We start from the raw sequence: 26,413 nt of genomic DNA on the forward strand, positions 1-26,413 counted from the left end.
GAGTGTGATTTATGTCTTTTCTGAAAAAACACTCCACACTGGAGAAAAACGCAACGCTGTTGCTGATCGCCTCGCTGGCTGTTGTGACTGTCGGCGGCATCGTGGAAATCGCACCGCTGTTCTATCTCGAAAACACCATCGAGAAGGTGGAAGGGATGCGTCCCTATTCACCGCTGGAACTGGCGGGCCGCGACATCTATGTGCGTGAAGGCTGCTATCTCTGCCACAGCCAGATGATCCGTCCGTTCCGCGACGAAGTGGAGCGTTACGGTCATTACTCTCTGGCTGCGGAATCCATGTATGACCATTCGTTCCAGTGGGGTTCAAAGCGCACCGGACCTGATCTGGCACGTGTCGGCGGCCGTTATTCCAACGAGTGGCACGTACAGCATCTGGTGCGTCCGCGTGACGTGGTACCGGAATCGGTCATGCCGAATTACGGATTCCTGCTCAACAACCCGCTCAAGGTCAGTGATATTTCTGCCAATCTCAAAGCCAATGTTGCTGTTGGTGTGCCGTATAGCCAAGAGATGGTCGATAACGCGCTTGCAGATCTCAAAGCACAGGCCGAGCCTGATGCCGATACGACTGCCCTTCTCGAACGTTACCCCAAGGCGAAGGTTGGCGACTTCGATGGCAATCCGCAGGTCATTTCGGAGATGGATGCGTTGGTCGCCTATCTCCAGATGCTCGGTACGCTCGTTGACTTCTCGACCTACGACCAGTCCCCCAAAGCACGATAACACGGAGAATTAGCCATGGATTATAACACCTTGCGCACTTTCGCCGATAGCTGGGGCCTGCTCGCGATGGCTCTGTTCTTTGTCTTTGTCGTGCTTTTTGCTTTCCGTCCGGGAAGCAAAAAGAAAGCCGATGAAGCGAAGGAAATTCCATTCAAGGACGACAAAAATGACTGACAAACAGATTGATGAAGTCAGCGGTGTAGAAACCACCGGCCATGAATGGGACGGGATCAAGGAACTCGACAATCCCATGCCACGCTGGTGGCTGTGGACCTTCTATGCAACCATTGTCTGGGCGATTGCCTATGTCATCGCCTATCCGGCATGGCCGTTGATCTCAAGCTCGACAGCGGGTCTCACCGAATGGTCAAGCCGTGGTGACTTCTGGAAGGAAAATGCCGAGATCGCATCTGAGCGTCAGGGCATCATGGACCAGATCAATGCCAAAGACGTGCATGAGATCATCGCTGATGAAAACCTGCGCCAGTATGCAATTGCAGGCGGTGCGGCAGCTTTCCGCGTCAACTGTGTGCAGTGTCATGGCACCGGCGCCCAGGGTGCACCCGGCTATCCCAACCTCAATGACGATGACTGGCTTTGGGGTGGTTCGGTTGATGACATCCTGACGACCATTCGCCATGGCGTTCGTTACACAGCCGATGATGAAACCCGCATATCCGAAATGCCGGCTTTTGGCGATGTACTTGAACCGGAACAGGTTCGTGACGTCGCTGCCTATGTGGTCAGCCTCTCCGGCACGCCACATAATCCGGACATGGTTCCGGCAGGCAAGCAGGTCTTCGCTGAAAACTGCGCGGTCTGCCATGGTGCGGATGCCAAGGGCCTGCGGGAATTCGGCGCTCCGAACCTCACCGATGCCATCTGGTTTTATGGCTCGGGCGAAGACGCCATTGCAAAGCAGGTTGCCCGTCCAAAGCATGGCGTGATGCCCGCATGGGAAGCTCGTCTCGGCGACGCGACTGTCAAGCAGCTTGCCATCTTCGTTCACTCGCTCGGCGGTGGTGAATAACAACACAACACATCCCGAAACTGCCGACCAGTTTCGGGATGTGTGCGAATTGAACCATCTGGTCCCGATTTAACGGCACATCGGGGCCAGCTGAATAAGAAATGCACCAGAACGGACGGCTTATAACCACCCCGCTCTCAATCATTGTAAGTGCGATCCCCCGGCAAGCCAGCTTCTGTCTGTCCGGCATCGTGCTTCAGGAGCAAGGCAAATGTCAGACGATGTCGAACGGATAGACGTTCAGGCAGTCAATTCCCCCAATATCCGCAAGTCGCTGTATGCGGCGCGGGTGAAGATATTTCCGAAGCGTGTGCACGGCAATTTTCGCCGCTTCAAATGGATCATCATGTTCATCACATTGGGGATCTATTATCTGACGCCATTTCTGCGCTGGGATCGTGGGCCTTATGCGCCCGATCAGGCAGTTCTGATCGATCTTGCCAATCGCCGTTTCTATTTCTTCTTCATAGAAATCTGGCCTCAGGAATTCTATTATGTTGCGGGTCTGCTCATCATGGCGGGCCTTGGCCTGTTTTTGATAACGTCGGCAGCAGGCAGAGCATGGTGCGGATACACCTGCCCGCAGACGGTATGGGTTGATCTTTATCTGGTTGTCGAGCGCGCCATTGAAGGCGACCGCAATGCCCGTATGAAGCTCGATAAGGCACCATGGAGCTTTGATAAAATCTGGAAACGGGTAACCAAGCATGCGATCTGGTTGCTGATCGGTGTGCTGACGGGCGGCGCGTGGATTTTCTATTTTGCCGATGCACCCACCCTGCTCGTCGACTTTGTGACCGGACATGCAGCTCCCGTCGCTTACATTACCGTCGCGATCCTGACAGCCACGACCTATGTTTTTGGCGGGTTGATGCGCGAGCAGGTCTGCACCTATATGTGCCCATGGCCGCGCATTCAGGCCGCGATGCTCGATGAAAACTCGCTGACTGTGACCTATAACGACTGGCGCGGCGAACCACGCTCACGCCATTCCAAGAAGGCAATTGCCGCGGGGGAAACCGTAGGCGATTGCGTGGATTGCAACGCTTGTGTCGCCGCCTGTCCGATGGGCATCGATATTCGCGATGGTCAGCAGCTCGAATGCATCACCTGTGCGCTTTGTATCGATGCCTGCGACAGTGTGATGGATAAGGTCGGAAAACAACGCGGTCTTATTTCCTATGCGACACTTGCGGATTACGACTGGAATATGGCGCTGGCCACCAACAATGGCACCGCTCCGATTAATCCGGCACGGGTTTATGAAGCACCAAACAAGCTATCGACTGCGGTCGAACATCTTTCATGGAAAAAGATTCTGCGTCCGCGCATTCTTTTCTACTTCATTGTCTGGGCGCTTATCGGCCTGACACTGGTCATCTCGCTTTCAATGCGCCAGCGCATCGGCATCAATGTTCTGCATGACCGCACGCCGCAATATGTGCTGTTATCCGATGGTTCAATCCGCAATGGCTATACGGTCAAGCTGCTGAACATGATCCCGGTTCCACGCACTTTCCGTCTTTCAATCGAAGGTCTGCCGGGTGCAACGCTTACCGTGCAGGATGAAAACATGGATGCTGATGGCAATTATGATGTGCCGGTTGAACCCGACAGGCTGAAAACGCTGCGCGTTTTCGTCAGCTTGCCGCAAGATGCCATTACGGAGCAGCGCTCCGACTATGAGATCGAAGTGCGGGACGCGGACGGCGCGGAACACGCGCGTTATAAGGCAACCTTCATAGCTCCAGAAATGACCGGGGAGAAAAGATGATGTCCATGAAATCAAAAACTGCAAATGGCTTCACCGGCTGGCATATGCTGGGCATCATGCTCGCTTTCTTTGGTGTCATCATCGCCGTCAATATAACAATGGCCTATAAAGCTGTCAGCAGCTGGAGCGGGCTCGTCGTCAAGAACACATATGTTGCCAGTCAGGAGTTCAACGACAAGGCCGAGACCGGCAAGATACAGGCAGCCCTTGGCTGGCAGTCAAAGCCGGCTTTGGAAGAAGGCATATTCTCATGGCGTCTTGCTGATCGCGATGGCAAGGCTATTGTCTTGACGGGGGGCACCGTTGAATTCAAGCGCCCCGTGGGTGACGCGCATGACACCAAGGTAAACCTCTCGGTTGTCGAAGATGGTCTTTTGAGCGCTCCGCTCACGCTTGATGAGGGGGCGTGGATCATGGAAGTGAATGCCGATGCCAAAGACGATTATGGTCTCGAAGACCCCTATCGTCACATTATCCGTGTTCACGTGAAGGACGGGAGGATATTATGAGCTGCTGCGTTGAAAATGCACAGATAGCCACTGTCATCCAGTCCGTTTCGCCCGATGAAATGCTTGTCGCCAGCCGCACCCTTGGTGATGGTCTGCGCCAGCTCGACCTTTCGGTTCCCGGCGTTCACTGCGGGCTCTGCATCAAGAACATTGAAGAGACGCTCGGCAAGATTCCGGGCGTTTCTTTCGTTCGTGTCAACCTTACGGCCCGCCGCGTCAGCATTCGCTGGAAGGATGGCGAGACACCGCCCGATGTCGTCGATCCGTTGCGCCGCCTGGGTTATGAAGCACATATTTTCGATATGGTGCAGGACAAGGATCCGACCTTCACCCGCCTTCTGATCGCGCTTGGCGTTGCAGCTTTTGCTTCCAGCAATGTGATGCTGTTGTCGGTTGCGGTCTGGTCGGGCGCGGATGCCGCTACCCGCGACATGTTCCATTGGATTTCCGGTCTCATCGCGCTGCCGACATTGATTTATTCGGGTCGTATTTTCTATGTTTCCGCTTGGAATGCCCTTCGCAGCCGCCGCGTGAATATGGATGTGCCGATTGCGCTCGCCATTTCGCTCGCCTTCGGCATGAGCGTTTATGAAACCATGAACCATGGGCAGCACGCCTATTTCGACGCTTCGGTTACGCTCTTGTTCTTTCTGCTGATTGGCCGCACGCTCGACTATCTCATGCGTGCCCGCGCACGCTCCGCCGTACATGGTCTGGCACAATTGAGCCCTCGCGGTGCGGTAGTGATCGGCGACAATGACGAACGCAACTACGTGCCGGTCAATGAAATCCGTATCGGCCAGCGTATCATCCTTGCTGCGGGTGAACGAGTGCCCGTCGATGCGAGGGTAGAGGATGGCCGTTCTGAACTCGATTGCGCGATTGCATCGGGCGAGAGCGACGCTGTTCCTGTCGGTCCCGGCTCGGATATTCGTGCGGGAACGATGAACCTCTCCGCCCCGCTCGTCATTCGTGCAACCGCAGAAGCAAAGGATTCTTTCCTTGCCGAAATGGTGCGCCTGATGGATGTGGCCGAAGGCGGTCGCGCCTATTATCGCCGTCTCGCCGACAGGGCGTCGGAACTCTATGTGCCGATGGTACACACCATTGCCTTCGCAGCCTTTGTCGGCTGGATGATCTATACCGGCGGCGACTGGTATCGTTCGATCTATATCGCGATCTGCACGCTCATCATCACCTGTCCCTGCGCACTGGCGCTTGCGGTGCCAATCGTGCAAGTGGTGGCAGCACGTCGCCTGTTTGAAAACGGCATCATGATCAAGGACGGCTCTGCCATGGAACGAATGGCAGAGATCGATACCGCCGTCTTCGACAAAACCGGCACGCTGACACTCGGTCAGCCGCGCCTTATCGGTTTCGATACAATCGACGCCAATTATCTCGAAATTGCATCTGAGCTGTCACTCTATTCCCGCCATCCCCTATCGCGGGCGCTTGCACTGTTTTCAGGTGCAAAGCCTGTGACGGCTTTCACGCGTATCGAGGAAGTAACGGGGTTTGGTATCGAAGCCGAGCTGAACGGCACGATCTATCGTCTTGGCAAACGCGAATGGGCGAACGGCAAGGCAGATGCCACGCTTTCTGATGGACCGGAAACATGCCTGTCCATCAATGGCAAGCTCGTTGAAACCTTCCAGTTTGAAGATCAGCCGCGTGAAGACGCGCTTGCTGCCATCGGCAGTTTGAAACGCAACGGCCTCCAGCTCGAGATCATTTCCGGCGACAAGAAGCCTGCCGTACAAAGGCTCGCCAGTTATCTCGGTGTCGATAGCTATCGCAGCGAAGTGCTGCCTGCCGACAAGTCACATCTCGTGCAGGAACTGGCCGCCACAGGTCGTAAGGTGTTGATGGTTGGCGACGGGCTCAACGACGCGCCCGCCCTTGTGGCTTCGCATGTTTCGATGGCTCCGGCGACGGCTGCCGATATTGGCCGCAACGCTGCCGATTTTGTGTTCCTGCGTGAAAGTCTTTCCGCTGTGCCGCTGGCCTTTGCCGTCTCGAAAGAAGCGGGCAGATTGATCAGGCAGAATTTTGCACTTTCCATCGGTTATAACATCATTGCCGTTCCGATTGCTGTGTTTGGCTATGTAACGCCGCTTGTTGCGGCGCTCTCGATGTCGCTCTCTTCCATCGTGGTGGTCAGTAATGCGATGCGGTTGCGGGCGGGAAAACAAAAACAGCAGGTGCAGACCCCTGTCGCCCCCGCTGTTGTTTTGAAGGAAGCTTATAAATGAGCGGCCTTCTTATCCTCATTCCCATCGCGCTGTTTTTAGGCGCGCTGGGCCTTGCCGGTTTTTTATGGTCTTTGAAAAACGGCCAGTATGACGATCTGGATGGTGCGGCCAACCGGATTCTGATCGATGATGATCGCTCTCCTGCGAAGGAAGATGAATCGTTATAACAGAATCCTGATTGCGGGCTGTGAGTCGTTATAACTTAACACCCCTTCCCCATGCTGGAACGCTAATCTGTTATTAGAATAGCACGGAGATCGTTGACATTGGTGCCTGTTGGCCCCGGCATGAACAGATCACCAATCGCATCGAATGCTGTCCATGCATCATTGGCATTTAGTCGTGCCGCGCCGTCCTCGCCCGCCTTTTGCAGCCGCAAAACGGTGGTGCCATCTGCAAAGGCACCGGCATTGTCTTCAGAGCCATCGATACCATCCGTATCAGCCGCCAATGCATGAATATTGTTGTAGCCATCAATATCGAGCGCAAAAGACAACAGAAACTCGCTGTTGCGGCCACCCTTGCCGCCTTTCCCACGCATGGTGACGGTGGTCTCGCCGCCTGAAAGCAAAACAACCGGCTTTTTGAACGGGCGATCACGATCCGCCACTTCACGCGCAATTGCTGCATGAACATGTGCGACTTCTCGCGCCTCGCCTTCCATTGCGTCGGACAGGATCACAGCCTCAACGCCATGGCGCTCGGCTTCTTTGACGGCTGCTTCCAATGACACCGCAGCAGATGCAATCACGCGTATTTCATTATTGGCAAAGATCTCATCGTCGGGTTTCGGCGCATGGGCTTTTTCGCTTTTGATATGCGCAAGCACGGCATCCGGCAGTTCAAGCTTGTAGCGTTCAATGATTTTGAGCGCGTCATCGCGCGTTGTTGCATCAGGCACCGTTGGACCGGATGCGACAAAGGCTGGATTATCACCCGGAATATCGGACACCACCAGCGAGAAGACCCTTGCGGGATGGGCTGCCGCTGAAAGCCTTCCGCCTTTGATGGTCGAGAGATGCTTTCGCACCGCGTTCATAGCCGAGATCGGCGCGCCGGAAGCCAGCAAAGCCTTGTTGACAGCAATCTCGTCGTCCAGTGTCAGACCTTCAGGCGGCGATGGCAGCAAGGCCGAGCCTCCGCCGGAAATAAGTGCGACCACCAGATCATCCCCGGTGAGATCCGAAACGGCGTCGAACAGTCGTTTTGAAGCCGCAAGCCCCGCATCATCGGGCACCGGATGCGAGGCTTCAATGATTTCGATGGTTTTGCAGGGCGTGCCGTAGCCATAGCGTGTGACGACAATGCCTTCGATTGGCGCGTCCTCAGCCTCATGCCGCTCGGCCCATGCGCGTTCAAAAGCGGCCGCCATCTGTGCCGAACCTTTTCCTGCACCAATCACGACCGTCCGACCCTTGGGCTTGGCAGGCAGATTGGCGCGGATCACCAGTTCAGGATCGGCAGCGGCAACCGCTGCATCGAAAAGACTGGTCAGAAACTTCTTCGGATCGGTGATGGCTGCCATGAGATTCCCATTTGTTCGTTTTTGTTTACGCGCACTATTTCGTGCTGCATGCACAAAAGCAATGGAGCCGGTCATCTCGCTCCAGATAACCAGCTCCACTCTCTCCCCTCCAGAAAAGTTAAGCTACATCATGGTTCGCCATACGCTCCAGCGCGCGAACCAGTCCCGAATGATCCAGGCCGTCATCACCGTGTGCTGCGCAAGAGTTCAACAGTTCCTGAGCGGTTGCGGTGTTTGGCAGCGAAACGCCGAGAGCCTTTGCGCCCTGCAATGCCAGATTCAAATCCTTCTGATGCAGCGAAATGCGGAAACCCGGATCGAAGGTGCGCTTGATCATCCGCTCGCCATGCACTTCAAGGATACGCGATGACGCGAACCCACCCATCAGTGCTTCGCGCACCTTCGACGGATCAGCGCCCGCTTTGGAAGCGAAAACCAGTGCTTCCGCTACGGCTTCAATATTGAGCGCAACGATAATCTGGTTGGCGACTTTGGTGGTCTGGCCGTCACCGCAATCACCAACAAGCGTGATGTTTTTGCCCATGAGCTTCAAAAGCGGCAGCGCCTTTTCAAACGCGTCCTGCGCACCGCCTGCCATGATGGAAAGGCTGGCATTTTTCGCGCCGACTTCGCCGCCCGATACAGGTGCATCGATATATTCCGCACCCGTTTCCCTAACCTTTTTTGCAAATTCCTTGGTTTCGATGGGTGAAATCGAGCTCATATCAATGAGCGTCTTGCCTTTGCCCAAACCTTCCGCAACGCCATTTTCACTGAACAGAACGTCCGCTACCTGCGGCGTATCGGGCAACATGAGAATGATCGTCTCGCATTCGGCCGCGACGGCTTTTGGCGTTTCAAGCACGCTCAATCCTGCATCCAGCAAGTCCTTGTGCGGCGGCTTTGAGTGCTTTGAAGTGAAAAGCTGGTGGCCCGCATTTAGCAAATGCTGCGCCATTGGCTTGCCCATGATGCCAAGCCCGATAAAGCCAATTTTAGCCATATCAAATCTCCCTATGCGCTTAACCGCTCGACGTCCTTTTGTGTGAACCAGCCAAGACCTTCCTCAGTGGTTGTCTTTGGCTTGTATTCGCAGCCGATCCAGCCCTTGTAGCCAGCCGCTTTCAGCGCCTCGAACACATAGGAAAAGTTGATTTCACCCGTGCCCGGTTCGTTACGACCCGGATTATCGGCAAGCTGGATATGAGCGATCAGCGGTTTGTAGCGCTCGTAAGTCGCGATCAGTTCGCCGCGCGTGCGCTGCTGATGATAAAGGTCATATTGAACGAACAGGTTGTTGCTGCCGACTTCATCAATGATCGACACCGCCTGTTCAACCGTATTGAGGTAGAAGCCCGGCATATCATAATGATTGATCGGCTCGATCAGCAGACGGATGCCGTGCTTGCCCAATTCCCTTGCGGCAAGCCGCAGATTGCTTACAAAAGTTGCGCGCAGCACATCAGGATCGATGCCCTGCGGCGCAAGCCCCGCGAGACAATTGACCTGTGAGCAGTTGAGCACTGTGGCATAGTCAATTGCATCCGCAACACCACGGCGGAATTCGTCAATCCGATCCGGCAGAACCGCAATGCCGCGCTCACCTGCGCTCCAGTTGCCTGCTGGCATATTATGCAGCACCTGTGCCAGATTATGACGATCAAGCGCTGCTTTCAGCTCATGGCGGTTGAAGTCATAGGGAAAGAGATATTCAACCCCTGTGAAACCGGCTTTGGCGGCCAGCGCGAAGCGATCCATGAATGGCACTTCATTGAAAAGCATAGTCAGATTGGCTGCAAATCTTGGCATTTCCGCCTCCCTCTAAATTTAGTCTAACAATACGGCAATCGCAGTCGGTGCATCTTCGCCGCGCTCAGCCAGTTCCTCGAACTCGACCACCTGATCAATGTCGGCTCCCATGGAAATATTGGTAACACGCTCAAGGATGAATTCCAGAACAACCGGCACCTGATGCTCTTCCATCAGCGCTTTTGCACGTTCAAAACTCTCGGCAAACTGGTTCTGGCTTCGTACACGGATCGCCTTGCAGCCGAGGCCTTCGGCAACTGCCACATGATCGACGCCGTAGCCCTTTTCGGTGTCGCCCGAGGCATTGATGTTATCGAAAGCAAGACTGACCTCGAAATCCATATTAAAGCCGCGCTGTGCCTGACGGATCAGGCCCAGATAGGAATTGTTCACGACCACATGAATGTAAGGCAGCTTGTGCTGCGCGCCGACCGCCAGTTCCTCAATCATGAACTGAAAATCATAATCGCCGGACAGCGCAACAATCGGACGATCAGGGTCGGCGGCGCGCACGCCCAGTGCCGCTGGCAATGTCCAGCCCAAGGGACCTGCCTGACCGCAATTGATCCAGTTGCGCGGGCGATAGACATGCAGGAATTGCGCACCGGCAATCTGGCTCAGTCCAATCGTCGTGACATAACAGGTGTCACGGCCAAACGCCTTGTTCATCTCCTCATAAACACGCTGTGGTTTCAATGGCGTCTGATCGAAATGCGTCTTGCGCAACATGGTTTTCTTGCGCGCCGCGCATTCTTCCGCCCAGCCGGACCAGTCGCGCAGCCTGCCTGCGGTTTTCCATTCGGTGGCCACATCCAGCAGCAGTTTAAGAGCTTTGCCAGCATCAGAGACAATGCCGAAATCAGGCGCAAAAACACGACCGATCTGGGTCGGTTCAATATCGACATGGATGAATTTGCGACCCTTTTTATAGGTATCGACATTGCCGGTATGGCGGTTCGCCCAGCGATTGCCGATGCCGATCACCATGTCAGACGCAAGCAGCGTAGCATTTCCGTAGCGGTGGGATGTTTGCAGGCCGCACATGCCCGCCATCAGGCGGTGATCATCAGGAATGACACCCCAGCCCATCAGCGTCGGGATAACCGGAATGCCGGTAATTTCAGCAAATTCAACCAGAAGATCGGAAGCTCCCGCATTGATAATGCCACCGCCTGCAACAATCAGCGGACGCTCCGCTTCGTTCAACATGGCCAAAGCCTTCTCGGCCTGTGCGCGGGTTGCTGAGGGCTTATACGCCTCCATCGGCTGATATGTATCGATGTCAAACTCGATTTCGGCGAGCTGGACATCAATCGGCAGATCGATCAGCACCGGGCCGGGACGACCCGACCTCATGATATGAAACGCCTTCTGGAAAACAAAAGGCACCAGTGCCGGCTCCATAACCGTAACCGCCCATTTGGTCACTGGTGCTGCGATGCTGGCGATATCGACTGCCTGAAAGTCCTCTTTGTCGAGGCGCGCGCGTGGGGCCTGACCTGTAACGCAGAGGATTGGGATTGAATCGGCAGATGCCGAGTAGAGGCCGGTGATCATATCGGTACCAGCGGGGCCGGACGTTCCGATACACAGGCCGATATTGCCTTGCTTTGCGCGCGTATAGCCTTCGGCCATGTGCGAGGCGCCTTCAACGTGTCTCGCAAGAATGTGACGGATAGAACCCCGCACCTTCATGGCCGAATAAAATGGGTTGATCGCAGCACCCGGCACACCGAAGGCGCAATTGATCCCTTCTTTCTCCAGCACAAGTATGGCTGCATCGACTGCGCGCATTCTGGCCATGACGGCATCCTCCTACGGAAAACTAATCCATAATCAAACTCTATATTTTAAAAATGGAAATTGATACCATAATGCGGAAATAAAGATTTTCAACGAAATGGAGATAATCGTGCCTCACTTCCGAAGAGAACGTCGATAAGCTAATGATGAACGGACAGGGAATCGGAGGCGGCTCATGGAACAGGCAAAAGCAAAACGTGGTCGCAAGGCAGCAGAGAATGCAGCGCCCTCATCCGTGCAGGTTCTGGATCGCAGTCTCAAGCTTCTGGCGCTTATTGCCGAAAATGACGGCTCAACGCTGACTGAGCTCGCAGAAGCCAGCCAGATGGCACCTTCGACCGTGCACCGGCTTCTCTCCTCGCTCGCCAATCACGGCATGGTTTCGCATGATGTGGAAAGCGGCGACTGGACCATTGGCGTTAAGGCTTTCGAGATTGGCAATGCTTTTCGCCGTTTCCGCAAGCTTGGCACACTGGCGCGGCCTTATCTTAAATCATTGATGGAAACGAGCGGCGAAACCGCAAATATCGGCATTGAGGATGGCGGCGACGTCGTGTTCATTTCGCAGATTGAAAGTCATGCACCGATGCGTGCTTTCTATCGTCCGGGACGGCGCGGACCGATCCATGCATCCGGCATAGGCAAGGCCGTTCTGTCCACGTGGTCGGATACGCAGATCGCACGCATGCTTTCTGGCAAAACGCTTGAACATTTCACGCAACGCACGCTCGACACCTTGCCCAGATTGCTGAAGGATATTCAGGCAATCCGCACACGCGGCTGGTCGATTGATGATGAAGAACATACCCTCGGCATGTGCTGCATCGCAGCGCCCATTTTCAACGAATATGGCGAAGCGATTGCAGGCATATCTGTCTCGGGACCCGCCGTACGCCTGCCCCGACAAAAGCTTGATGAACTCGGCCCATTGATCCGCTCAACAGCCGATGAGCTGACACGCGCCATGGGCGGCAAGCGACCGGAGGAGCTTTAAGACAGCGCCTCTTGTCCGAAAACCGTCTCACACTTTTCGGGATGCGCTCTAAAAAGAAGACCCGCAGCAGATTTCTCCGCCGCAGGTCCTCCCTCTCCCTCCTCCAGAGATTCTTAAGAAAGTTCAGCCTTTAACGGCTTGCCCGCCACATAGGTCTCGACGATTGCGCGATCGTCGCCAAGCGTCTGCAACAGAAACAGTTCCTGCTCAAGCGTTGCACCGGCAGACATGCGCAGGCGCATCGGCGATGTTGCCGACGAATCCAGCACCACAATATCGGCCTCAGTGCCCTCATCGAGCGTGCCGATCTTGTCTTCCATCGACAGCGCGCGCGCATTGCCGAGCGTCATCATATAGAATGACTGGAACGGATTAAGGCGGTTGCCGCGTAATTGCAGAACCTTGTAGCCCTCGTCCATCGTGCGCAGCATCGAGAAACTGGTGCCGCCGCCCACATCGGTGGCGACCGCCATACGTACGCCTGATGCTTTCAGGCGATCGCGGTCGAAAAGGCCGGACCCGAGAAAAAGGTTCGAGGTCGGGCAGAAAACTGCAACCGAGCCTGTTTCCGCCATCACCTTCACTTCGCGTTCTTCAAGGTGAATGGAATGGCCAAGCAACGTCTTGCTTCCAAGCAGACCATAATGTTCGTAGATGCCAAGATAATCCGGCGCATCCGGGTAAAGCGATTTTGTGAACTCAATCTCTTCGTGGTTTTCAGAAAGATGGGTCTGGATGAAGCATTCAGGATGTTCGCGAGCCAGCGCCTGACTGGCTTCGAGCTGTTCTGGCGTCGATGTAATCGCAAAACGCGGCGTGATCACATAATCAAGGCGATCCTTGCCATTCCAGCGCGCGATCAGCTGCTTGCTGTCATCATAGCCTGATTGTGCCGTGTCGCAGAGTGCTGGCGGCGCATTGCGATCCATCATCACCTTACCACCAAGCATACGCATATTGCGATGCTGCGACGCGCGGAAGTAGGCATCGACGCTCTGCGGGTGTACCGAGCAATAGGCGACGGCCGTGGTGGTGCCATGGCGGATCAGTTCGTCCAGAAAGCGCTCAGCGATAAATTCCGCGTGCTGCTCATCGGCGAATTTTTGTTCTGCCACGAATGTATAGGTGTTTAGCCATTCGAGAAGATTGGCCGCATAGGACGCGACAACCTGCGTCTGCGGATAATGGATATGCGTATCGATGAAACCCGGCAGAATGAGATGCGGGCGATGGTCCGCAACTTGCACATCCTCGCCCAGTTCAGCGCTCACATCCGCATAATCGCCAAGCCGCGCGATACGGCCATTTTCGACAAGCACGGCGCCGTCTTCGATATAGCGATAGGATTGAGCATCATCCAGACTTTGCGGTTCATCACGGAAACTGAGCACGCGGCCACGGATGAGAAATTTGGTCATTGTTGCTTTGCTCCAGACGTAGCAGATTCATACCAGGACGCGAGAAGCTTGCGCTCCTCATTGCTAACCCCGGTGACATTGGCAGGCGGCATGGCATGGGAACGACCAGCCTGCAAATAGATTTCGCGCGCATGGGCCGCGATTTCCCTATCATTTTCAAGCACTACGCCCTTGGGCGGTGCAATAATACCCTCCCAGCCGGGCTCCTTGGCGTGGCACATTGCACACCGCCCCAGAACGGTATCCCGCACTTTTTCAAAGTGCGGGTCCGAGATGAAGCTCTGCTGTAGCGATGAAACCTTTTGTTCTTCCGGCTCTCCGGTCAGAATTTTCGGCACAGTCGAAAGCCACATAATGACGATGAACAAGATAGCCGTCACAAGCCATGTCCATGTCGGATTGCCTTTGCGGGCATGGCGGGTATTAAACCAGTGGCGGATCGTGACACCCATCAGGAACACCAGCGAAGCAATGATCCAGTTAAATTCGGTTCCGAAGGCCAGCGGGTAGTGGTTCGACAGCATCAGGAACAGAACCGGCAGCGTCAGATAGTTGTTATGCGTTGAGCGCTGTTTGGCGATCTTGCCATATTTCGGGTCCGGCTTGCGGCCGGCAATGAGATCAGCCACCACGATTTTCTGGTTCGGAATGATGACCATGAACACGTTGGCGGACATGATCGTTGCGGTAAAAGCTCCCAGATGCAGGAAAGCAGCGCGACCCGTAAACAGGTGCGTATAACCCCAGGCCATCATCACCAAAATCGCGTAGAGGATGACCATCAGGAGCGTATCGCTCTTGCCAAGCATCAATTTGCAGATGGTGTTATAGGCAATCCAGCCAAAAGCCAGCGAAGCAATCGAAATAGCGATCGCCGTCGGTGCCGATACATCGAGCACATTGGGATCGACCAGATAGAGATCGGCCCCCGCATAATAGACGATGCAGAGCAAGGCAAAGCCCGACAGCCATGTGGCGTAGGATTCCCATTTGAACCATGTCAGATGCTCGGGCATCTCCGCAGGGGCAACCAGATATTTCTGGATGTGATAGAAACCACCGCCATGAACCTGCCATTCTTCGCCATAAGCGCCGACGGGCAAGCCCGGACGCTGACGAAGCCCAAGGTCTAAGGCGATGAAATAGAAAGACGAGCCGATCCACGCAATGGCAGTGACCACGTGTAACCACCGCGCTGCAAAGCCCAGCCAGTCCCAGGCCACGGCAAGATCATACATCCGGCACTCCCATTCTTAGTTCCCATATTTTGTTTGTTTATTATTTGCCAAAGCTTTGCGCCTGTGTGAACGTCGCATCAAGACCATCACTTTCAAAAAAATATATACAATGGTGGAACGAACGCATGTCTTATCTTGATAATCTGCGCGTTTTTGTGCGCGTTGTCGAATTGGGAAACTTGTCTGCGGCAGGGCGCGACCAGCGCGCGTCACCCGCTGTTGCAAGCAATCGAATCAAGGAGTTAGAGAAGCATCTCGGTGTGCGCCTCTTCAACAGAACGACACGCAAACTGACGCCAACCGAGCATGGCCGCGTATTTTATGATGGCGCTTTAAAAATCCTCGAAGCTGTCGATGAAGCCGAAGCAGCTGTTGCAGAATTGGCCAAAAATCCGAAAGGATCGATTCGCATCACTGCCCCTCTGGGACTGGGTCGAAGGCTGATTGCATCGGGAATTCCAGAGTTCCATGACAAATATCCGGACATAGAAGTGCGCCTGCGACTATCTGACCACGAGATCGACATCATGAGTGAAAGCGTTGATGTTGCTTTCAAATTGGGTGTTTTGGAGAATTCCAACCTGCGGATGCGTGGTATTTTAAACTGCGAACGCGTGATCTGCGCAGCCCCGGCATATCTCGAAAAGCATGGTACACCGCAATCCCCCGATGAATTAATCGGCGCTCAACATGATTGTCTGCTGCTGCGTTTTCCCGGCTCAAAAGAATATTACTGGTCGCTACAAACGCCGGAAGGTCTGCGCAAGTTTGAAGTCACCGGGCCGTATGACTCCGACGATGGCGACGTATTGACGCAATGGGCGCTTGGCGGACGCGGAATTATCAACAAGCCGCTGTTTGAAGTGAAGGAATATATCCGCGATGGAAGGCTTGTTCCAATTCTTGAAAGCACACCGCCGGCACCAATCCAGCTTGCTGCGATCTATCCGCACAAGCGGTTTCAGGACCCGAAAGTGCGCCTGATCATCGATTTCATGACGGAGCGCTGCCAGCGTTTGATCCGCGAAGCCCTTGCTTAAAAGAAGGTCCGTTTGATCTAATGAATCAGGCGGGTTGTAAGACCGTGCTGGAAACCAGAACGGCGGTCAAAATCTCAGCCGTAGCCAAAGCAGCAATGACTTCCGGCCGCTTGTCCTTCACAATCGCACCGCCAACCGGACAAACCAGATTTTCTAACAGGTCTGCGTTACCGATTTCGCGTTTCAACCAGTTTTTGAAAGTGGCTCTCTTTGTCTTTGAGCCAATCATCCCCACATAGACGGCATCACGCCGCTGTAATGCTTCGGCTACGATGAGAAAATCTAGCGCATGGTCATGGGTCAGCACGACAAATGCGCTTTCCGGCGGGGCTGTACGCACAACCTGCTCCGGCATGGCCGAAAGACAGGTCTCGACGCCGGGCGCATCCACTGCCATAAGCTCTGCTTCCCGCGTATCGACCATAATAACCCGCACAGGCGTCAGCGACAGCGCGTAGGCCAAAGCATCACCGACATGACCCGCGCCAAAAACATAGACATGCGGGCGTGTCGCCATTTCAGCATCGACTTTGGCGACCAGTTCTTCTGCCAGACCACGATTGATACGCTTGAAACTTAAAGCAACGCGCCCACCACAGCACTGGCCGATTTCGGGGCCAAGTGGGACATCCATTGGCGAATCTTTGCCGCCAGCCAAAATTTTGCGTGCCTGATCGATGGCCATATATTCGAGCTGGCCACCGCCAATCGTGCGGAAAATCATATCCCGTGCGACCAGCATCCATGCACCCGCATCGCGTGGTGCAGAACCTTTCACATCAGTGACTTCTATCAAAACACTGTCGGGCCGCTTGTTGAGAAACGCCCTTATGTCGTCCCGCCTGCCCAGCATAGCATCAGCCTTTCTGACTTCGTAACCGCTCAATGGCCATCAGCACGCGCTCCGGCGTTGCTGGCACATCAAGGCGCGGACTGATCTTGTGATCGGCTACGCTCGCCACCGCATCCGACAGCGCATAGAGAACCGACATGCCATGCGGGAGAGGCGGTTCACCAACCGCCTTGGAGCGGTGGATCGTCGGTTCATAAGCCTCCGACCAGTCGGTCAAGGCGACATTGAAAATCTTCGGACGATCTGATGCAAGCGGGATCTTGTAGGTTGACGGTGCGTGGGTGCGTAATCGGCCCTTGTCGTCCCAGACGAGCTCTTCCGTGGTCAACCAGCCCATGCCCTGCACGAAACCGCCTTCCACCTGGCCAAGATCAATGGCACGGTTGAGCGAGCGCCCCGTATCGTGAAGAATGTCGGTGCGTTCGACCACATATTCGCCGGTCAGCGTATCAACGGAAACTTCCGAGCAGGCCGCACCATAGGCGTAATAATAGAAGGCGTGGCCTTTCCCCTTGGCACGATCCCAGTGGATTTTCGGGGTCTTGTAATGCCCCGATGCGGAGAGCTGCACGCGGCCGATATAGGCCTGTTTAACCAGATCGTTGAAGCTCACTTCCTGATTGCCGACGCGGATGCGGTTTGGCAGAAACACGACCTGATCTTCCGGCACCTGATATTGCTGGGCTGCAAAATGAATAAGCCGTTTTTTGATCTGACGCGCCGCATCAAGTGCTGCCATCCCATTCAAGTCAGCCCCTGAAGATGCTGCCGTGGGAGCAGTGTTAGGCACTTTCGCGGTGGTTGTTGCGGTGATCTTCACACGATCAAGATCGATCTGGAATTCTTCAGCCACAACCTGCGCTACTTTCAGATGAAGCCCCTGCCCCATCTCGGTGCCGCCATGGTTCATATGCACCGAGCCGTCATTATAGACATGCACCAGCGCGCCGGCCTGATTGGATTCCGTCTTGGTGAAAGAAATTCCGAATTTAACCGGGGTCAGTGACATGCCGCGTTTGACGTAACGGCTTTTGGCGTTGAATTCGCGGATTGCCTCGCGGCGCTTCGCGTAATCAGCGCTTTCCTCAAGCTCGGAAACGATACGCTGAATGATGCAGTCTTCCACCTTCTGGTGATAGGGCGTCACATTGCGCGTGCCGCCTTCAGTGCCCATGGCATCGTAGAAATTGAGTTTGCGGATTTCGAGCGGGTCTTTGCCGACAGCAAAAGCCACTTCCTCAATCACGCGCTCGGCGCCGACCATGCCCTGCGGTCCACCGAAGCCACGGAATGCGGTGTTGGACACGGTGTTGGTATAAAGCGGTGCGGACTGCGCGTGAACGGCCGGGAAGAAATAGGCGTTATCACAATGAAACAGCGCGCGGTCGCCAACCGGACCAGAGAGATCGGCAGAGAAACCCGCATTCAGTGCAAACAGATAATCGACACCGAGGATATTGCCTTCATTGTCGAAACCGATTTCATAGTCGATCATAAAATCATGGCGCTTGCCGGTCGAGGTCATATCCTCATCGCGGTCGAGCCGGATTTTAACAGCGCGCTTGTGCTTCTTGGCTGCAATGGCAGCAATCGCTGCCCATTGATTGGCCTGTGTTTCCTTGCCACCGAAACCGCCACCCATACGCCTAACTTCGACCGTCACCGAATGGCTCGGCACCCCAAGCGCGTGGGCGACCAGATGCTGCGTTTCGCTTGGCCCCTGCGTCGAGCAATAGATGGTCACATCGTCATCTTCACCGGGGATTGCCAGCGAAGCTTGCCCTTCGAGATAGAAGTGATCCTGCCCGCCGACTTTCATACGCGCCTTGACCTTGCGCGGTGCGTCATCAATGGCTTTGCGGGCGTCACCACGATTGAGCGTCAGCGGCGTGAAAACCAGCTTGTCCTTGTAACCATCGAGATTGGAAATCGAGAACAGGCCCGGCATTTCTTCGTATTCGACCTTGGCAAGACGTGCGGCTCGACGCGCCTGATCACGCGTGCGGGCGACAACCGCAAAAATCGGTTGACCGTGGAACTGCACAGTATCGACCGCGAAGATCGGATCGTCATGCATCCCCGATGGTGAGACATCATTTTCACCCGGCACATCCTTATGAGTGAGTACATCGACGACACCGGGAGCAGCGCGCACGGCAGACAGGTCCGCAGCAATGATCTTGGCGTGAGCGACCGTCGAGAAACCGACGCCAATATGCAGCGTGCCTTCAGGTTCCGGGATATCGTCGATATAGACCGCTTCGCCCGTCACATGCTTGTGGGCCGAGTCATGGCGCTGATCGGTCGCGACGCCACCCTTGATGCGGGCCGCTTTGATTGCGTTTGCAGGATGCTTGTTCATGTCATCCTCCTTATGCAGCGACAACGTTTGGTTTACGCAAAGGTTCGCTCTCGCCTTGCGTTTCAGCATAGAACCGGCGGAGCAGATTTTTTGCGACCAGCAGACGGTATTCAGCTGTCGCACGCATATCGGTCAGAGGCTGATAGTCGAGGCCATAGAATTCAAGCGCAGCTTCAACGCTCTCCTCATTCCAAGGTTTACCCGTCAACGCTGCTTCCACATTGAGTGCGCGTTTTGGCGTTGCAGCCATACCGCCATAGGCGATGCGGATGGAGGCGACATTGCCTTGCGCATCCAATTTCAGATGAAAGGCACCGAGCGTTGCCGTGATATCTTCCTCAAACCGCTTGGAAATTTTATGAATGGCGAACTGGCTGCCTTCAAGCGGCACAGGCACATGGACAGCTTCGACAAACTCGCCAGGCTGGCGATCCTGCTTGCCGTAAGCAATGAAAAATTCTTGCAGAGGAATGGTCCGGCGTTCTGCACCTCTGCGCAGTGTCAGCTTTGCATCAAGCGCGATCAATGGCGGCGGTGTGTCGCCGATCGGCGACCCATTGGCAATGTTGCCGCCGATGGTGCCCATATTGCGCACCTGTTCGCCACCAATGCGGTTGATGAGGCTTCCCAGCGCTGGAATACGTTTTGCCAAAAACGAAAAGGCTTCCGTATAGGTGACGCCTGCACCAATGGTGATGACGCCGTCTTCTTCACGCATTGTACGCAGTTCATTGAGATGCCCAATAAAGATGACCGGCGAAATGTCGCGCATCATTTTGGTGACCCAAAGGCCGACATCGGTTGAACCGGCAACGATTGTCGCCCTGGCTTCGGATGCATAAACAGTGGCAAAATCATCCAGACTGGCAGGCACGACCAGGCGGTCTTTGCCACTCCCGACCTCAACCCGCGCACCATCACGCAAGGCCTTCAGCCGCGCGAATACATGCGCGCGCTCAACAGCAAGCGGATCATCCATCAACGTACCATAATCGGAAATCGCGCGCGCTGCACGCATGATCGCTTCATAGCCAGTGCAACGGCAAAGATTGCCTTGCAGCGCCTTTTCGATCTCAGCATCTACAGGCTTTGGATTGCGCATCCACAAACCATAAAGCGACATGACGAAGCCCGGGGTGCAGAAGCCGCATTGCGAGCCGTGAAAATCGATCATCGCCTTTTGCACCGGATGCAGGCCGCCGTCGGAGCCGCGCAGATGCTCGATGGTTACGACATGACAACCATCCAGCGACCCCACGAAGCGGATGCAAGCATTCACACTTTCATAGACGAGTTCATCACCAATGACTTTCCCGACCAGCACTGTGCAGGCACCACAATCCCCTTCACCGCAGCCTTCCTTGCTGCCGCGCAATTTGCAAGACAGGCGCAGATAATCGAGCAAGGTTTCAGTCGGTGAAATGCGGTCGAGCTCAACTGTCTCGCCGTTCAGCAGAAAGCGGATATTATGTCTGACTGCTTGACCCATACCGCTCAACTCCCGCGATAGGTTGAATAGGAAAATGGCGAAACCAGAAGCGGCACATGATAATGCGCCTTTTCGTCGGAAATACCAAAACGGAGTGGCACCACATCCAGAAACGGGATCACACCGTCCCTTTTGCCGAAATACTCACCGACATGGAAAAGCAGCTCATATGAACCAGCATGCAGCGCATCGCCCGCAAGCAACGGCTCACCGCAGCGACCATCCGCATTGGTGCGAATTTCGCGCAAGATTTCTGCCTGCTGATTCTCGATCCGGCGCAATTCGATGCGCAGATTTGCCGCTGGTTTACCATTGACCGTATCAAGGACATGCGTCGTTAACCGGCCCTGACCGCTTGCTTGGCTTCCCATTTATACTCCTGCCGCCTGCACGATTCTTCCGACATTACCGTCAGAACCATTTCAAGCACTTGTTTTTGTGTGATTTATTTCTCGCAAAACGTGAATGTTTGCCAACCACACTTGTTCCCTATTTTGAGTATTTACCGAAGTTCTGTCTTGGGAAAGATGATAATCGTTGGATGTCTTTCAAAATTTTGAGGGGGAATGATCCGCATAAATCTTTATTATCATAGGCAAAATAAACAAAAATCGAGGGAATTCCATATGAGTTATCCGCGCAATCTGGTTGGTTATGGCCGCAACACACCGGATCCACGCTGGCCCGGCGGGGCCAATATTGCCGTGCAGTTCGTCGTCAACTATGAGGAAGGCGGCGAAAGCTGCATTCTCGACGGTGATCCCGCATCCGAATGCCTGCTTTCGGAAATCGTCGGCGCGCAGGCTTGGAACGGCCAGCGCAATCTCAATATGGAATCGATCTACGAATATGGCGCCCGCTCCGGCTTCTGGCGCTTGTGGCGCGCGTTCACGCGACGCAACATGCCGGTAACGGTCTATGGCGTGACACTTGCCATGGAGCGCAACCCCGAAGCCATCAGCGCCATGAAGGAAGCCGACTGGGAAATCGCCAGCCACGGCCTGCGCTGGTGGGAATATAAGGATGTTCCCGAAGAGGTTGAACGCGAACATATTCGTGAAGCCGTGCGTCTGCACACAGAGATTACCGGCTCGCGCCCGCTCGGTATCTACCAGGGCAAGCCCTCGGACAATACGCTTAAGCTCGTGATGGAGGAAGGCGGCTTTCTCTACTCCGCCGATTCCTATGCCGATGAGCTTCCTTACTGGGTGAAAGGACCAAACGGTCCGCATCTCATCGTACCCTATACGCTCGACGCCAATGATATGCGCTTTGCCACGCCACAGGGCTTTAACTCCGGCGATCAGTTCTACACCTACCTCAAAGACACATTCGACGTGCTTTATCGCGAGGGTGCAGAGGGCGCACCGAAGATGATGTCGGTTGGTCTGCATTGCCGCCTTGTCGGTCGCCCGGGCCGTGCGGCGGCCCTTGAGCGCTTCCTTGATTACGTGCAGAGCCATGACAAGGTATGGGTTGCCAAGCGCGTCGATATTGCGCGTCACTGGCACGAATATCACAGGCCGAAACAGGTCGATATTGTGCCATCCAAGGCCAGTAAGGCGGATTTTGTTGCACGCTATGGCGGGATTTTCGAGCATTCGCCATGGATTGCCGAACGCGCCTATGACATGGGTCTGACGGAACTGGCCGATTCTGCTTCCGGCCTTCATACGGTGCTGGTGCGTGCATTTCGCGCTGCATCAGACGATGAAAAGCTCGGTGTATTGCGCGCCCATCCCGATCTTGCAGGAAAGCTTGCGGCGGCGAAGCGCCTGACACCGGAATCCACTTCCGAGCAGGCATCTGCCGGTCTTGATGCTTTGAGCGATGACGAGCGCAAGACATTCACCGAACTCAACGATGCCTATACGCAGAAATTCGGCTTTCCTTTCATCATTGCCGTCAAGGGTCGTAACGCCCAGGAGATTCTCCATGCTTTCAAACGGCGTGTTGAAAACACGAAACAAGCGGAGATGGAAACCGCATGTGAACAGGTCGAGCGCATCGCGCTGCTGCGGCTAAAAGATATTCTTCCCGAAACATTATATTGATTAGGAATTCCCGATGAGCCGTAATTATTACGCACCGACCGGTGGCCTGCCACCACAGACGCAAATTCTGACCGATCGTGCTATGTTCACCGAAGCCTATGCGGTTATTCCGAAAGGCACATTCAGCGATATCGTCACAAGCTTTCTGCCCTTCTGGGACAAGACGCGTTTATGGATCATTGCCCGCCCGCTCTCGGGTTTTGCCGAGACTTTCTCGCAATATATCATGGAAGTACAATCCGGCGGCGGCAGCAACCGCCCGGAACTCGATGACGGCGCACAGGGCGTGCTGTTTGTTGTCGAAGGTGAAATCACCGTCACGCTTGACGGCCAGGATCATGTGCTGAGCGAAGGTGGTTATGCCTATCTGCCGCCAAAGAGCGGCTGGACGCTTCGCAACAATTCCGGCGCTGTCGCGCGCTTCCATTGGGTGCGCAAAGCTTACGAATATGTTGATGGCCTTGATGTGCCGGAACCGCTTTTCCTGAATGAAAAGAACATTGCACCAACGCCTATGCCGGACACCAATGGCGCATGGGCAACAACGCGCTTTGTTGATCCGAACGATCTGCGTCACGACATGCATGTCACCGTGGTTACATTTGAACCGGGTGGTGTGATCCCTTTTGCAGAAACCCATGTGATGGAACACGGGCTTTATGTGCTGGAAGGCAAAGCCGTCTATCGGCTCAATCAGGACTGGGTGGAAGTAGAAGCCGGTGATTTCATGTGGCTGCGCGCCTTCTGCCCGCAAGCTTGCTATGCCGGTGGACCGGGCAAGTTCCGCTATTTGCTTTATAAGGACGTCAATCGTCACATGAAGCTGTCGCGCTAACGGTCTGAACTTCAGTAAGAAGCATATAGGTTCGGCGGCTTAAGCAGCGGCCTATGGCTCATAATTCTCAGAAAGAGTTATGCATTAAAAGCGGCGAGTTATATCTCGTCGCTTTTAATGTATTTCCACTTACGTTAAATAACAATAACATTTAACAACAACTGTTAATTTATTATTTTATACATAACAAAAAATAGTAAATTAAAAAAATTTTAATAATCTATTGTAAATAAAACTATCTCGTGCTTAGATTAAAAGCATAATAACACTAACTTCTTATCAATATATACATGCAAAGAGAATATTCCATGAAGACAAGCTGTCGGGTCATTTCTGCAATCGCCGCAACTACAATTTTCTGCGCGCCAGCTTTTTCGGCTCCTCTACCCGGCGGCGCGAGCACCTTACAGGAGACTTACGAAGATTGGACCGTTTCCTGCCAATCAACCAAAGAAGCGACAGTTTGCGCTATCCGTCAGGATCAGAGTAGCGCGCAAACGGGACAGCGCGTTTTAACTGCTGAATTACGCAATATAGCTGGCGGCAAGGTTGAAGGCGTCATTTTAATGCCATTCGGCCTTGATCTTGCAAAAGGCGCTACACTCAAGACTGATGAGACAGCCGGACCAACTTTAACTTTTTCAACTTGCCTTCCACAGGGTTGCCTTACACCCGTTAGTTTTGACGCCAAGCAGGTAGCAGCTCTGAAGGCTGGAGCTAATTTGAATGTCAATGCTACAGCACTTAGCCCAAGCCAGCCTGTTGCTTTTAAAGTTTCGCTGAAAGGCTTTGGCGCTGCACTTGACCGTATTATTGCACTTACGAAATAATTTGGGGCTTAAGATTTTAGGGGGCATTTGATTTTAGCGGATACTAAACGATATCTGCAGCATCAAAAATCAAGCCGTACGACCAAGGTCGTACGGCCTTTTCTTTGTCGGTCGAGAGTGCCACGGCTAGACGAGCGGCTTGAGTGAAATAAACAGCCGAGCCAGAGAACGCCGCCAGCGCATGGTCATCAGCACAGAAACGATTGCCAGCCCCGCGGCCAGACCAAGCCACACACCAGCACCACCGAGCTTGAACTGAAAAGCAAGCAGCGCACCCAACGGCAGACCAACACCCCAATATCCAACCAGTGCCATATACATTGGCACGCGCGTGTCACGCAGACCGCGCAACATGCCTGCAGCGACAGCCTGCGCCCCATCCACAATCTGGAACAGCGCGGCCAGTGCCAGGAATGTGACAGCCAGCTCGATCACAGCAAAATTCTCTGGATCCTTGAGGTTGAGGAACACGCCGATAAACACGCGTGGAATCAGAATCATCAACAAGCCCATGATCGCCATGAAACCGACGCCGAGCGCATAGGCGCTCCAACCGGCATAGGCCACGGCTTGCGGATCGCCGCGTCCATAAGCACGACCGACACGGACCGTTGCCACCTGCCCAAAGCCGAGCGGCACCATGAAGCTGAGCGATGCAACCTGAATGGCAACCGCATGGGCTGCCATAGCGGTCGGGCCGATATAGCCCATCATAATAACAGCGGCATAGAAGATCGAGGTCTCGAACACGAAGGTCAGCGCCATCGGAAAGCCGATGCGCCAGAGTTCGATCAGGCGCGGCCAGTCAGCCCGCCAGAAACGACCGAACAGGCGATAGCGGCGGAACCGGCGATGCCGCACCGTGATAAACGCCATGCCGAGGAACATCATGATGCTCGAGAGCGTGGTTGCAATACCGGCACCATGCAGTTCCATGCGTGGAAAGCCGAAATGTCCGAAAATCAATGTCCAGCCAGCAAGCGCGTTAAAGCCGATAGCGGCGGCAGCAATCAGCAGCGTCCACATAGGCTTTTCCATCGCCGCAAAAAACGAACGCAGCACGATATAAAAAAGATAAGGCAACAATGCCCATTGCAGCGTGTGCATGAAATCGGTGGAGCGCGCAGCAATTTCAGGCTGCTGGCCAAGAAGCAGAAAAATCTCCTCACAGTGCCAGAGTATGATCCAGATCGGGATCGAAATGATAATCGCCGACCACATGCCCTGACGCACCGTACGGCGCACATCGCGCACCGAGTGACGGTTCTTGCCGAGCGCAATGGCAATCATCGGCATCACAGCCGAGACAAGGCCCATCGAGAAGATCATCAACGTGTGGTAAAAGCTGGTGGCAAGCAGTGCCGAGGCCAGCGTATCCTTGCCGAGCCGCCCGATGAAGATCACGTCAGTGGCGGTGAGTGCAGCCTGCGAAAGATTAGTCAGGATCAGCGGCCAGCCGAGCTTCAGGGCTGTAGCCATCTCCCGCGTCCAGCGCTGGGCACCGCTCAAATGTGGCTCGTGAAAGCCTGCATCAACCGTATTGGTCACAAGTCACTCCCCGATTGTCCGTGACCAAAAGCCGACCGGACAATCTATAAAGAAAGCACGCGCTGAGACATCACAGGCTCAGAGACCATGTCAATCTGAGGAGAATAGCGCGCGATACGAATATCGATCGCCCCATGCCGGCTAAGAGCTTTCATCGCTATTGCGACTTTGCTCCCACTTTTCGGTTTCTTCAGCCTCTGATGGGAACGTTGTGTATGTTCCAGAGGCTGATCCGGAGCCAAGCGGGCTGCGCATCGATTTGCACAAAATTGAAGCACAATGGATAGCAGAGTTGCATGAAGAA

General features: G+C 54.5%; 23 protein-coding genes. 12 read left to right on the forward strand and 11 right to left on the reverse strand.

From position 1 onward, the window contains the following. Nucleotides 1-11: 11 nt before the first annotated feature. The 7 genes from ccoO (at nt 12) to ccoS (ending at nt 6,478) form a co-directional block, all read left to right on the forward strand. On the forward strand, nt 12-743 hold the full coding sequence (gene ccoO / locus H5024_RS10505; protein ID WP_187546211.1) for a cytochrome-c oxidase, cbb3-type subunit II: 732 nt from the start codon (nt 12-14) through the stop codon (nt 741-743). Between the two features lie 15 nt (nt 744-758). After that, nucleotides 759-917 carry a cbb3-type cytochrome c oxidase subunit 3 gene (locus tag H5024_RS10510; RefSeq protein WP_139973434.1) on the forward strand — a complete coding sequence of 53 codons (159 nt, stop codon included), beginning with the start codon at nt 759-761 and terminating at the stop codon, nt 915-917. Continuing rightward, on the forward strand, nt 910-1,773 hold the full coding sequence (gene ccoP, locus H5024_RS10515) for a cytochrome-c oxidase, cbb3-type subunit III (RefSeq protein WP_187546213.1): 864 nt from the start codon (nt 910-912) through the stop codon (nt 1,771-1,773). Before H5024_RS10510 ends, ccoP begins: the two co-directional genes overlap by 8 nt. 211 nt (nt 1,774-1,984) lie before the next feature. Continuing rightward, nucleotides 1,985-3,547, forward strand: coding sequence for a cytochrome c oxidase accessory protein CcoG (gene ccoG / locus H5024_RS10520; protein ID WP_187546216.1), 1,563 nt, complete (start codon nt 1,985-1,987; stop codon nt 3,545-3,547). Further along, complete coding sequence (locus tag H5024_RS10525) at nt 3,547-4,056, forward strand: FixH family protein (protein ID WP_187546775.1); 510 nt, start codon at nt 3,547-3,549, stop codon at nt 4,054-4,056. Before ccoG ends, H5024_RS10525 begins: the two co-directional genes overlap by 1 nt. Further along, entirely contained in the window at nt 4,053-6,311 is a 2,259-nt protein-coding gene (locus H5024_RS10530) for a cation-translocating P-type ATPase (RefSeq protein ID WP_187546218.1), read from the forward strand. Before H5024_RS10525 ends, H5024_RS10530 begins: the two co-directional genes overlap by 4 nt. Beyond that, nucleotides 6,308-6,478, forward strand: a complete 171-nt coding sequence (ccoS, locus tag H5024_RS10535; protein WP_187546220.1) for a cbb3-type cytochrome oxidase assembly protein CcoS — start codon at nt 6,308-6,310, stop codon at nt 6,476-6,478. The genes H5024_RS10530 and ccoS overlap by 4 nt, the downstream gene beginning before the upstream one ends. A gap of 62 nt (nt 6,479-6,540) precedes the next feature. On the opposite strand, the gene H5024_RS10540 is transcribed toward ccoS, so the two are convergent. From H5024_RS10540 to gcl, 4 genes are all read right to left on the reverse strand, one after another. After that, the gene (locus H5024_RS10540; RefSeq protein ID WP_187546223.1) at nt 6,541-7,836 is read right to left on the reverse strand and encodes a glycerate kinase; all 1,296 of its coding nucleotides are present in this window, start codon (nt 7,834-7,836) and stop codon (nt 6,541-6,543) included. A gap of 118 nt (nt 7,837-7,954) precedes the next feature. Further along, nucleotides 7,955-8,839, reverse strand: a complete 885-nt coding sequence (locus H5024_RS10545; RefSeq protein WP_187546225.1) for a 2-hydroxy-3-oxopropionate reductase — start codon at nt 8,837-8,839, stop codon at nt 7,955-7,957. Between the two features lie 11 nt (nt 8,840-8,850). Then, a complete protein-coding gene (hyi, locus tag H5024_RS10550) occupies nt 8,851-9,645 on the reverse strand; it encodes a hydroxypyruvate isomerase (RefSeq protein WP_187546227.1) in 795 nt (264 codons plus the stop codon). A gap of 18 nt (nt 9,646-9,663) precedes the next feature. Continuing rightward, nucleotides 9,664-11,448 (reverse strand): glyoxylate carboligase, encoded by a 1,785-nt coding sequence (gene gcl, locus H5024_RS10555; protein WP_187546229.1) that lies wholly within the window; start codon nt 11,446-11,448, stop codon nt 9,664-9,666. A gap of 175 nt (nt 11,449-11,623) precedes the next feature. Here gcl and H5024_RS10560 point away from each other — a divergent pair, with 175 nt between their 5' ends. Next, on the forward strand, nt 11,624-12,442 hold the full coding sequence (locus H5024_RS10560; RefSeq protein ID WP_187546231.1) for an IclR family transcriptional regulator: 819 nt from the start codon (nt 11,624-11,626) through the stop codon (nt 12,440-12,442). A gap of 113 nt (nt 12,443-12,555) precedes the next feature. On the opposite strand, the gene guaD is transcribed toward H5024_RS10560, so the two are convergent. Together guaD and H5024_RS10570 are read right to left on the reverse strand one after the other, a co-directional pair. Continuing rightward, nucleotides 12,556-13,860 (reverse strand): guanine deaminase, encoded by a 1,305-nt coding sequence (gene guaD / locus H5024_RS10565; protein WP_187546233.1) that lies wholly within the window; start codon nt 13,858-13,860, stop codon nt 12,556-12,558. Continuing rightward, on the reverse strand, nt 13,857-15,098 hold the full coding sequence (locus H5024_RS10570; RefSeq protein ID WP_187546235.1) for a urate hydroxylase PuuD: 1,242 nt from the start codon (nt 15,096-15,098) through the stop codon (nt 13,857-13,859). Before H5024_RS10570 ends, guaD begins: the two co-directional genes overlap by 4 nt. Nucleotides 15,099-15,223: 125 nt before the next feature. Here H5024_RS10570 and H5024_RS10575 point away from each other — a divergent pair, with 125 nt between their 5' ends. Continuing rightward, the gene (locus H5024_RS10575) at nt 15,224-16,138 is read left to right on the forward strand and encodes a LysR family transcriptional regulator (protein WP_187546237.1); all 915 of its coding nucleotides are present in this window, start codon (nt 15,224-15,226) and stop codon (nt 16,136-16,138) included. 25 nt (nt 16,139-16,163) lie between these two features. Here H5024_RS10575 and xdhC read toward each other — a convergent pair whose 3' ends face one another. Genes xdhC through uraH form a run of 4 tightly spaced genes read right to left on the reverse strand, consistent with a single transcriptional unit; the run spans nt 16,164 to nt 21,213 of the window. Further along, a complete protein-coding gene (xdhC, locus tag H5024_RS10580) occupies nt 16,164-16,991 on the reverse strand; it encodes a xanthine dehydrogenase accessory protein XdhC (protein WP_187546777.1) in 828 nt (275 codons plus the stop codon). A gap of 4 nt (nt 16,992-16,995) precedes the next feature. After that, complete coding sequence (gene xdhB / locus H5024_RS10585) at nt 16,996-19,353, reverse strand: xanthine dehydrogenase molybdopterin binding subunit (protein ID WP_187546239.1); 2,358 nt, start codon at nt 19,351-19,353, stop codon at nt 16,996-16,998. Nucleotides 19,354-19,363: 10 nt separating this feature from the next. Next, nucleotides 19,364-20,842: a xanthine dehydrogenase small subunit gene (gene xdhA / locus H5024_RS10590; protein WP_187546241.1), complete on the reverse strand. Its 1,479-nt coding sequence runs from the start codon at nt 20,840-20,842 to the stop codon at nt 19,364-19,366. Nucleotides 20,843-20,847: 5 nt separating this feature from the next. Further along, complete coding sequence (gene uraH, locus H5024_RS10595) at nt 20,848-21,213, reverse strand: hydroxyisourate hydrolase (protein ID WP_187546243.1); 366 nt, start codon at nt 21,211-21,213, stop codon at nt 20,848-20,850. 255 nt (nt 21,214-21,468) lie between these two features. Here uraH and puuE point away from each other — a divergent pair, with 255 nt between their 5' ends. The 3 genes from puuE to H5024_RS10610 all read left to right on the forward strand — a co-directional run bounded on the left by puuE (nt 21,469) and on the right by H5024_RS10610 (nt 24,561). After that, nucleotides 21,469-22,896, forward strand: a complete 1,428-nt coding sequence (gene puuE / locus H5024_RS10600) for an allantoinase PuuE (RefSeq protein WP_187546245.1) — start codon at nt 21,469-21,471, stop codon at nt 22,894-22,896. Nucleotides 22,897-22,909: 13 nt separating this feature from the next. Next, complete coding sequence (locus H5024_RS10605; protein WP_187546247.1) at nt 22,910-23,731, forward strand: bifunctional allantoicase/(S)-ureidoglycine aminohydrolase; 822 nt, start codon at nt 22,910-22,912, stop codon at nt 23,729-23,731. 308 nt (nt 23,732-24,039) lie between these two features. Next, nucleotides 24,040-24,561: an invasion associated locus B family protein gene (locus H5024_RS10610; protein WP_187546250.1), complete on the forward strand. Its 522-nt coding sequence runs from the start codon at nt 24,040-24,042 to the stop codon at nt 24,559-24,561. Nucleotides 24,562-24,687: 126 nt separating this feature from the next. Here the strand turns inward: H5024_RS10610 and H5024_RS10615 are convergent, their stop codons facing one another. Continuing rightward, nucleotides 24,688-26,109 carry an MATE family efflux transporter gene (locus H5024_RS10615; protein ID WP_187546251.1) on the reverse strand — a complete coding sequence of 474 codons (1,422 nt, stop codon included), beginning with the start codon at nt 26,107-26,109 and terminating at the stop codon, nt 24,688-24,690. Nucleotides 26,110-26,413: the final 304 nt, after the last annotated feature.

Source organism: Ochrobactrum sp. Marseille-Q0166, assembly GCF_014397025.1.
Classification (GTDB): Bacteria; Pseudomonadota; Alphaproteobacteria; order Rhizobiales; family Rhizobiaceae; genus Brucella.

What these genes read in the sequence shown, in the direction of transcription:
- ccoO (WP_187546211.1), top strand. Translation starts at nt 12, where the DNA reads ATGTCTTTTCTGAAAAAACACTCCACACTGGAGAAAAACGCAACGCTG.
- H5024_RS10510 (WP_139973434.1), top strand. Translation starts at nt 759, where the DNA reads ATGGATTATAACACCTTGCGCACTTTCGCCGATAGCTGGGGCCTGCTC.
- ccoP (WP_187546213.1), top strand. Translation starts at nt 910, where the DNA reads ATGACTGACAAACAGATTGATGAAGTCAGCGGTGTAGAAACCACCGGC.
- ccoG (WP_187546216.1), top strand. Translation starts at nt 1,985, where the DNA reads ATGTCAGACGATGTCGAACGGATAGACGTTCAGGCAGTCAATTCCCCC.
- H5024_RS10525 (WP_187546775.1), top strand. Translation starts at nt 3,547, where the DNA reads ATGTCCATGAAATCAAAAACTGCAAATGGCTTCACCGGCTGGCATATG.
- H5024_RS10530 (WP_187546218.1), top strand. Translation starts at nt 4,053, where the DNA reads ATGAGCTGCTGCGTTGAAAATGCACAGATAGCCACTGTCATCCAGTCC.
- ccoS (WP_187546220.1), top strand. Translation starts at nt 6,308, where the DNA reads ATGAGCGGCCTTCTTATCCTCATTCCCATCGCGCTGTTTTTAGGCGCG.
- H5024_RS10540 (WP_187546223.1), bottom strand. Translation starts at nt 7,836, where the DNA reads ATGGCAGCCATCACCGATCCGAAGAAGTTTCTGACCAGTCTTTTCGAT.
- H5024_RS10545 (WP_187546225.1), bottom strand. Translation starts at nt 8,839, where the DNA reads ATGGCTAAAATTGGCTTTATCGGGCTTGGCATCATGGGCAAGCCAATG.
- hyi (WP_187546227.1), bottom strand. Translation starts at nt 9,645, where the DNA reads ATGCCAAGATTTGCAGCCAATCTGACTATGCTTTTCAATGAAGTGCCA.
- gcl (WP_187546229.1), bottom strand. Translation starts at nt 11,448, where the DNA reads ATGGCCAGAATGCGCGCAGTCGATGCAGCCATACTTGTGCTGGAGAAA.
- H5024_RS10560 (WP_187546231.1), top strand. Translation starts at nt 11,624, where the DNA reads ATGGAACAGGCAAAAGCAAAACGTGGTCGCAAGGCAGCAGAGAATGCA.
- guaD (WP_187546233.1), bottom strand. Translation starts at nt 13,860, where the DNA reads ATGACCAAATTTCTCATCCGTGGCCGCGTGCTCAGTTTCCGTGATGAA.
- H5024_RS10570 (WP_187546235.1), bottom strand. Translation starts at nt 15,098, where the DNA reads ATGTATGATCTTGCCGTGGCCTGGGACTGGCTGGGCTTTGCAGCGCGG.
- H5024_RS10575 (WP_187546237.1), top strand. Translation starts at nt 15,224, where the DNA reads ATGTCTTATCTTGATAATCTGCGCGTTTTTGTGCGCGTTGTCGAATTG.
- xdhC (WP_187546777.1), bottom strand. Translation starts at nt 16,991, where the DNA reads ATGCTGGGCAGGCGGGACGACATAAGGGCGTTTCTCAACAAGCGGCCC.
- xdhB (WP_187546239.1), bottom strand. Translation starts at nt 19,353, where the DNA reads ATGAACAAGCATCCTGCAAACGCAATCAAAGCGGCCCGCATCAAGGGT.
- xdhA (WP_187546241.1), bottom strand. Translation starts at nt 20,842, where the DNA reads ATGGGTCAAGCAGTCAGACATAATATCCGCTTTCTGCTGAACGGCGAG.
- uraH (WP_187546243.1), bottom strand. Translation starts at nt 21,213, where the DNA reads ATGGGAAGCCAAGCAAGCGGTCAGGGCCGGTTAACGACGCATGTCCTT.
- puuE (WP_187546245.1), top strand. Translation starts at nt 21,469, where the DNA reads ATGAGTTATCCGCGCAATCTGGTTGGTTATGGCCGCAACACACCGGAT.
- H5024_RS10605 (WP_187546247.1), top strand. Translation starts at nt 22,910, where the DNA reads ATGAGCCGTAATTATTACGCACCGACCGGTGGCCTGCCACCACAGACG.
- H5024_RS10610 (WP_187546250.1), top strand. Translation starts at nt 24,040, where the DNA reads ATGAAGACAAGCTGTCGGGTCATTTCTGCAATCGCCGCAACTACAATT.